Source organism: Thermomonospora catenispora (assembly GCF_006363815.1).
Taxonomy (GTDB): Bacteria; Actinomycetota; Actinomycetes; order Streptosporangiales; family Streptosporangiaceae; genus Thermomonospora; species Thermomonospora catenispora.
Genome location: NZ_RRYT01000035.1, coordinates 39,345 through 46,385, shown reverse-complemented (window position 1 = coordinate 46,385; position 7,041 = coordinate 39,345). Strand labels below are relative to the sequence as shown.

9 protein-coding genes are annotated in these 7,041 nt (G+C 72.4%); 3 read left to right on the top strand and 6 right to left on the bottom strand.

Features of this window, described 5'->3' with window-relative positions; genetic code table 11:
• A partial coding sequence (locus EIO00_RS24275; protein ID WP_161602765.1) for a hypothetical protein occupies positions 1-541 on the top strand: 541 nt, incomplete at its 5' end.
• 21 nt (positions 542-562) lie between these two features.
• Here EIO00_RS24275 and era read toward each other — a convergent pair.
• The 6 genes from era to EIO00_RS20760 all read right to left on the bottom strand — a co-directional run bounded on the left by era (position 563) and on the right by EIO00_RS20760 (position 5,381).
• Entirely contained in the window at positions 563-1,495 is a 933-nt protein-coding gene (gene era / locus EIO00_RS20785; RefSeq protein WP_140181543.1) for a GTPase Era, read from the bottom strand.
• 120 nt (positions 1,496-1,615) lie between these two features.
• Positions 1,616-1,954: a cytidine deaminase gene (locus EIO00_RS20780; protein WP_140181542.1), complete on the bottom strand. Its 339-nt coding sequence runs from the start codon at positions 1,952-1,954 to the stop codon at positions 1,616-1,618.
• A 31-nt stretch (positions 1,955-1,985) separates the two neighbouring features.
• Positions 1,986-3,311, bottom strand: coding sequence for a hemolysin family protein (locus EIO00_RS20775; protein WP_140181540.1), 1,326 nt, complete (start codon positions 3,309-3,311; stop codon positions 1,986-1,988).
• 78 nt (positions 3,312-3,389) lie between these two features.
• Positions 3,390-3,869, bottom strand: a complete 480-nt coding sequence (ybeY, locus tag EIO00_RS20770) for an rRNA maturation RNase YbeY (RefSeq protein ID WP_140181538.1) — start codon at positions 3,867-3,869, stop codon at positions 3,390-3,392.
• A gap of 4 nt (positions 3,870-3,873) precedes the next feature.
• Entirely contained in the window at positions 3,874-4,920 is a 1,047-nt protein-coding gene (locus tag EIO00_RS20765) for a PhoH family protein (protein WP_140181536.1), read from the bottom strand.
• Between the two features lie 110 nt (positions 4,921-5,030).
• Positions 5,031-5,381: a histidine triad nucleotide-binding protein gene (locus EIO00_RS20760; protein ID WP_140181534.1), complete on the bottom strand. Its 351-nt coding sequence runs from the start codon at positions 5,379-5,381 to the stop codon at positions 5,031-5,033.
• Positions 5,382-5,772: 391 nt separating this feature from the next.
• Here EIO00_RS20760 and EIO00_RS20755 point away from each other — a divergent pair, with 391 nt between their 5' ends.
• Both EIO00_RS20755 and EIO00_RS20750 read left to right on the top strand, forming a co-directional pair.
• Positions 5,773-6,360: a SigE family RNA polymerase sigma factor gene (locus EIO00_RS20755; RefSeq protein ID WP_140181532.1), complete on the top strand. Its 588-nt coding sequence runs from the start codon at positions 5,773-5,775 to the stop codon at positions 6,358-6,360.
• Complete coding sequence (locus tag EIO00_RS20750; RefSeq protein WP_140181530.1) at positions 6,357-7,028, top strand: hypothetical protein; 672 nt, start codon at positions 6,357-6,359, stop codon at positions 7,026-7,028. Before EIO00_RS20755 ends, EIO00_RS20750 begins: the two co-directional genes overlap by 4 nt.
• Positions 7,029-7,041 lie beyond the last annotated feature (13 nt).

Here is a 7,041-nt window from a genome sequence, read left to right as displayed (position 1 = left end):
GGCGGCCCCCGCCGGGCGGGGCGTCGCCGAGCCGCCCGCGCCGCGGCCCCGCCCCTCCCCCGCGCCGGCCTGGACGGCGGCCCGCCTGCTCACCGCCCTGGCCCTGCTGGTGTCGCCGTTCCTGCCGTGGGCCAGGATGCGGCCCCGCGTGCACGTGTTCGGCATGACGGTGAGCACCGATCCGGTCTCCGCGGCGGGGGTCAACCTGGACGGGACCGCCCAGGTCGTCCCGGTGCTCGCCGTGGTCGCGATCGTCATGCTCGGCTGGGGGGCGCTGGCCGCCGAGCACCGGATCGGCATGCTCGCCGCCGTCCCGGCCGGGCTGTCCCTGCTGGCGTGCCTGCTCTTCCTGCTGCGCGCAGAGCGGATCCACACCGGGTACGGCTCGACATACGGCTCGCCCTTCTCGTGGCCGCCCGGCTCGGAGTCGGCCACCGCGCCGAGGCTGGGCGCCGAGCTGGAGCTGGCCCTCGACTACGGCTGGTTCCTGTGCCTGGTCGCCGCGCTCCTGCTCACCGGCCTGGCCCTGACCCGCCGCTGAGCCCGCTCCCGTCGCCGCCGCTCACCCGTCGAAGCCCAGACGGCGAAGCTGCTTGGGATCGCGCTGCCAGTCCTTGGCGACGCTGATCTGCAGGTTCAGATAGATCCGGACCCCCAGCAGCGCCTCGATCTGCTTGCGGGCGGCGGTGCCCACCTCGCGGAGCCGGGCGCCCTTGCGGCCGATCACGATGGCCTTCTGGCTGGGGCGCTCCACGAACAGGTGGGCGTACACGTCCATCAGGTCGTCCCGCCCCTCCCGGGGCGTCATCTCATCCACCACGACGGCGATGGAGTGCGGCAGCTCGTCGCGGACGCCCTCCAGCGCCGCCTCCCGGATCAGCTCGGCGACCAGGATGTGCTCGGGCTCGTCGGTGAGGTCGCCCTCCGGATACAGCGGCATGCCCTCCGGCAGACGCGAGATGAGCAGGTCGGCGAGCAGGTCCACCTGGAAGCCGTCCACCGCGGAGACCGGGACGATCTCGGCGAAGTCGCCGAGCCGCTCCACCCGCACCAGCTGCTCGGCGATCTGCCGGCGGTCGGCCAGGTCGGTCTTGGTGACGATGGCCACCACCGGGGTCTTGCGCACGTTGGCCAGTTCCCGGGCGATGAACCGGTCGCCGGGCCCGATCTTCTCGTTGGCCGGCACGCAGAACCCGATCACGTCCACCTCGGTCAAGGTGGAGCGCACCAGGCTGTCCAACCGTTCCCCCAGCAGGGTGCGCGGCTTGTGCAGGCCGGGGGTGTCCACGATGACCAGCTGGGCGTCGGGCCGGTGCACGATGCCGCGGATGGCCCGCCGGGTGGTCTGCGGGCGGCTGCTGGTGATCGCCACCTTGGTGCCGACCAGGGCGTTCATCAGGGTCGACTTGCCCACGTTGGGGCGCCCGATGAAACAGGCGAACCCGGACTTGAAGCCACCGGTGGTCGTGTCGGTCGTGGTCTGCGGCGATGTCACCCCTCGATTGTCGCCTACCCGGCCGCCTGATCGGTTCGCCGGACGCGTCCGCCCCGGCCCGGCTCCCCGGGCCGCGGAGGGCGGTCCCACGGGAGCCGTGAGGGCCTTCTCAGGGCTTCATCAGGGCTTCAGCGTGGCGCGCAGCGTCCCGTCGGGGGCGGCGAGCAGGATCGGCGCCCCGCCGCCCAGGTCGCGAACCGCCGCGACGTCGGCGTCCGGGATCTGTTCGGCGGCGGTGACCACGGCGGCGGCCTCCAGGTCCTCGGCGCCGCTGGACACCGCCATGGCCACCGCGACCTGCAGCGCCGACAGCTTCAGCGAGGGCAGCTCCACGCTGGCGGCCGCATAGGTCCGGCCGGTCTCGTCGCGCACGGCCGCCCCCTCGGCGGCGCCGGTGCGGGCCCGGGAGGACCGGGCCAGCGTGATGATCTTCGCGTCCTCGGCACTGATCTCGCTCACGATCCCCAAGCCTAAGGCCGCATCGCCGCGGTCAGCCCCGGGCCCGCGCCGAGTCCGCCGAGCCGGCGTCCCGGCCGGAGGACTCGGTCTCCGGCAGGCGGCGCACCAGCACGGTCCCGATCCGGTTGCGGCGGCCGGCGATGCTCTCGGCGGTCAGCTCCAGTCCCGCCACGGTGGCGGTGGACCCTTCGATCGGCACCCGGCCCAGCGCGTACGCCAGCAGCCCGCCGACCGTGTCCACCTCCTCCACGTCGATCTCCACGCCGAACAGCTCGCCCAGCTCATCAGCCGGCAGCCGGGCGGTGACCCGCGCCCGCTCGCCCTCCTCCAGCCACTCCACCCGCGGGATCTCCCGGTCGTACTCGTCGGTGATCTCCCCGACGATCTCCTCCAGGATGTCCTCGATGGTGACCAGCCCGGCGGTGCCGCCGTACTCGTCGATCACGATGGCCACGTGGGTCTGCTGCGCCTGCATCTCGCGCAGCAGCTCATCGACGGGCTTGCTGTCGGGCACGTAGGTGGCCGGGCGCATCACCGACTCCACCCGCTCGGTCGACTCCCGGTCGGGACGCTCGTGGATGCGCCGCACGACGTCCTTGAGGTAGACGATGCCGACCACGTCGTCCTCGTTCTCGCCCACCACCGGGATCCGGGAGAACCCGCTGCGCAGCGCCAGCGACAGCGCCTGCCGCAGCGTCTTGCCGCGCTCGATGAACACGATGTCGGTGCGCGGCACCATCACCTCGCGGACCAGCGTGTCGCCCAGCTCGAACACCGAGTGGATCATCTGGCGCTCGTCCGGCTCGATCAGGCTGCGCTGCTCGGCCAGGTCGACCAGGTCGCGCAGCTCCGCCTCGGTGGCGAACGGCCCCTCCCGGAACCCCTTGCCCGGGGTCAGCGCGTTCCCCACCCAGATCAGCAGCCTCGGCAGCGGGCCCAGCACCCGGGCGAGCGGATGGATCACCGCCGCCCCGGCCAACGCGATCCGGTCGGCGTGGTGGCGGCCCAGGTTGCGCGGCCCCACCCCGACCACCACGTAGATCACCACGATCATGATCAGGGCGGCCGCCGCGTACGCCGGCCAGCCCTCGGCCAGCCAGGAGATGCACAGGTCCGCCACGATCACCGTGGCCGCCAGCTCGCAGCTGATCCGCAGCAGCAGCACCAGGTTGAGGTAGCGGGCCGGGTCGGCGATCACCTCGGTCAGCAGGTCGGCGCCCCGGCGGCCCTCCCGGGCCAGCGTCTCCACCCGGACCCGGGAGACCGTGGTCAGCGCGGCCTCCACGCTGGCCAGCAGCCCCGCCACCACGACCAGCCCGCCCGCGATGGCCACCAGCCAGCCGTGCGCCGTGCTCATCGCTCCACCCCGTTCACCCGTCCGCGATCCGCCCGGCGCAGGACAGGCCCCGGCCGGCCGCCGGGGCGGCGGAGGGCCTCATGTCCCGGAGCGTTCGTCCTGCCAGGAGCGCAGCAACCGCGCCTGCAGGTCGAACATCTCCTTGTGCTCCTCGGGCTCGGCGTGGTCGTACCCCAGCAGGTGGAGGATGCCGTGGGTGCACAGCAGATCCAGCTCGGCCAGGGTGCCGTGGCCGGCCTCGGCGCCCTGGCGGGCGGCCACCGCCGGGCACAGCACCACATCGCCGAGCAGCGCCGGGTCGGCCGCCTCGTCGTCGGAGGAGCCGCCGGGCTGATGGCCGGGCCGCAGCTCGTCCATGGGGAACGCCAGCACGTCGGTGGGGCCGGGCTCGCCCATCCACTTCTCGTGCAGCTCGCTCATCGCCGGCTCGTCCACCAGCAGCACCGACAGCTCCGCCAGCGGATGCACCTGCAGTCCGTCCAGCACGTGCCGGGCGAGCCGGGCCAGCCGCTGCTCGTCGACCTCGACGCCGGACTCGTTGACGATCTCGATGCTCATCGGCTCACCGCCGTTTGCGAGGGCCGCCGCGGGCCTGCTTGACCTCGGCGGGAGCCTGCCGATCGAACCGGTCGTAGGCCTCCACGATCCGCGTGACCAGCTTGTGGCGCACCACGTCGCCCGCGGTCAGCCGACAGAAGTGGATGTCGTCGATGCCCTCGAGGATCTCCTGCACCACCTCCAGGCCGCTGCGCTGGCCGCTGGGCAGGTCCACCTGGGTGACGTCGCCGGTGACCACGACCTTGGAGCCGAAGCCCAGCCGGGTCAGGAACATCTTCATCTGCTCGGGCGAGGTGTTCTGCGCCTCGTCCAAGATGATGAACGAGTCGTTGAGGGTGCGTCCGCGCATGTACGCCAGCGGCGCCACCTCGATGGTGCCCGCGCTGACCAGCCGGGGGATGGAGTCGGGGTCGACCATGTCGTGCAGCGCGTCGTACAACGGCCGCAGATACGGGTCGATCTTCTCGTACAGGGTGCCGGGCAGGAAGCCCAGCCGCTCCCCCGCCTCCACCGCGGGACGGGTCAGGATGATCCGGTTGACCTGCTTGTCCTGCAGCGCCCTGACCGCCTTGGCCATGGCCAGGTACGTCTTGCCGGTCCCGGCCGGGCCGATGCCGAACACGATCGTGTGCTTGTCGATGGCGTCGACGTAACGCTTCTGGTTGAGCGTCTTGGGGCGGATCGTGCGGCCCCGGCCGGACAGGATGTCCAGGGTGAGGACCTCGGCAGGGGACTCGGCCGTCTCCGAGCGCAACATCGCCAGGCTCCGTTCCACCGCGTCAGGGGTGAGCTGGGCGCCGCTGGCGAGCAGCGCGAGCAGCTCGGAGAACAGCCGGGAGACCAGTTCGCCCTCGTCCTCAGGGCCGGTCACGGTGATCTCGTTGCCCCGGACGTGGATGTCGCTGTGAAAGGCACGTTCGATGACGTGCAGCAGCTCGTCACGGGACCCCAGCAGGCTCACCATGGAGTGGTCATCCGGCACCACGATCTTGACTTGGGAGACCTGACCGTCCCCGCGGCCTGCGGCCCCCGTGCGCGTGATTTCCACCATCAGCCGGCCTTACGGCCTTTTGACCTGCCTTCTCTCACGATTGATCCGGTGCTCGCCTCCATGGTACCGACGGGCGAGGACCCCGCGCTCGACCATTTTTCCGGGGCCGATCAGCCCGGAGGCCAGTTCAGGTCGCGGCCGCCGAGCACATGGACGTGCACGTGAAAGATCGTCTGCCCGGCCTGCGCACCGGTGTTGAACACCAGCCGGTAGCCGGAGTCGGCGATGCCCTCGTCCACGGCGACCCGGTGCGCCTCGGTCAGCACCTCGCCCAGCAGGGCGGGGTCGGCGGCGGCCAGCGCCGCCGCGTTGGGGTGGTGCTCGCGCGGGATGACCAGCACATGGGTGGGCGCCTGCGGGTTGATGTCGCGGAACGCCACGGTGCGCTCCGACTCCCGGACGATCTTTGCCGGCACCTCACCGGAGACGATCTTGCAGAACAGGCAGTCCGACGTGGACACGGGCAGGCTCCCTTTGGGCTCGCCGAGGCGGCGGAACGCCGCCGGACCGTTGGCCAGGTGGGCATTTTACCGAGCCGTCCGACGGCCGTAGAGCGGCGCCGCCGGCCTTATCCGGGCGACGCCCGGGATCGTTTTCCGCGTCCCGCTCGCCCCGACGGCGACGCGAACCGCCCGGAGAGGAGGCAAATGCCCTTTGTGGGCGGCGGGAGCGGCGTCGGCTGGCTAAGGTTGCAGGGCGACGAACCCCCCGGTTCGCGGGCGCTCGGCGCATGTTCGGCGCACGTCGCGAAAGGGCGGGGTTCGGCTGTTGACGCCGTACCGGAGTGTTCAGTCATGGACGCCTGGGAGGCGGTAAAGGCGGCGGATATCAGGACCGAGGCACCACGGGAACATGCCCTTTCGTAAACCGGACGGCGAGGGAACGCGTCCCACGGATGTGACCGAGACCCTCGTGGCCAGGGGCACGGCCGGGGCGATGTCCGTCTCCTGGGACGCCGACCAGGCCGTGACCGCGCTGTATGCGTCCAACTACCGTCCTCTGGTACGGCTGGCCGCCATGCTGGTGCGCGACGTCGCCACCGCCGAGGAGGTCGTCCAGGAGGCGTTCATCGCCATGCACGGGGGGTGGCGGCGCCTGCGCGACCCCGACAAGGCGCTGTCGTACCTGCGCCAGGCGGTGGTGAACCGCTCGCGTTCGGTGCTGCGGCACCGTGCCGTGGTGGAGAAGTACGCCCCCAAGGGGCTGCCCGACGCTCCCAGCGCCGAGCACGGCGCCATCAACGAGCTGGAGCGCAGCGCGGTGATCGATGCCCTGGCCAAGCTGCCCGCCCGGCAACGCGAGGCGCTCGTCCTGCGCTACTACGCAGACCTGTCCGAAGCCGAGATCGCCCGTGTGATGGGCATCAGCCGCGGTGCCGTCAAGAGCCACACCGCCCGCGGCATGGCCGCCCTGCGCAACGTCCTGGAGCAACTGTCATGACCACCGACCCCGACGACAAGTACGGCGAGATCCTGCGCCGTGCGCTGCACGCGGAGGCGGAGAAGGTCGAGCCCGCTCCAGACGGCCTGGAACGCATCCGGGCCGGGATCGAGCGGCGCTCGAAGACCCGGACGTGGGACCCGGCGCTGTGGCTGCCCGACCGGCTGCGGCCCTTCACCGCCGGCTGGGCCCGGCCGATCCTCGCCGTGGCCGGCGTCATGCTGATCGTGGCGCTGGGGGTGTCGGCGCCTCAGACCATCGACCGCATCACCTCCGCCGGGGACCGCGGCCTCCCCGAGAGCCGGGACGATTCCGTGGCCGCCGCCTCCGGCTCCGAGTCCCGGCAGCCCTCCGGCGGCCCCGCCTCTCCGGCGGACCCCGACCGTCCCCCCGGGGTCCCCGTCTCACCGGGGCCCACCGAGCCCTCCGGCGCACCGGCGAACGTCGCCTGCGCGCCCGACGGCGGCCGCGACATCGCCGTCTCCTCCGCCCGCGCCACATCGACGCCCACGGCGCCGCCGAGCCCCTGCCCCCGTCCCAGCGATCCGCCGTCCGACGGCGACGGCCCCGGGACCCCCACCACCGGCCCGGACGTCCCCACCTCCTCCCCCGAGCCGCCGGAGGACTCCTCGCCGTCCCCCGCCCCGGGCCAGACGGGCTCTCCCTGACCTTCGGCGGCGC

What these genes read in the sequence shown, in the direction of transcription:
- EIO00_RS20775 (WP_140181540.1), bottom strand. Translation starts at nt 3,311, where the DNA reads ATGAGCACGGCGCACGGCTGGCTGGTGGCCATCGCGGGCGGGCTGGTC.
- ybeY (WP_140181538.1), bottom strand. Translation starts at nt 3,869, where the DNA reads ATGAGCATCGAGATCGTCAACGAGTCCGGCGTCGAGGTCGACGAGCAG.
- EIO00_RS20765 (WP_140181536.1), bottom strand. Translation starts at nt 4,920, where the DNA reads ATGGTGGAAATCACGCGCACGGGGGCCGCAGGCCGCGGGGACGGTCAG.
- EIO00_RS20755 (WP_140181532.1), top strand. Translation starts at nt 5,773, where the DNA reads ATGCCCTTTCGTAAACCGGACGGCGAGGGAACGCGTCCCACGGATGTG.
- EIO00_RS20750 (WP_140181530.1), top strand. Translation starts at nt 6,357, where the DNA reads ATGACCACCGACCCCGACGACAAGTACGGCGAGATCCTGCGCCGTGCG.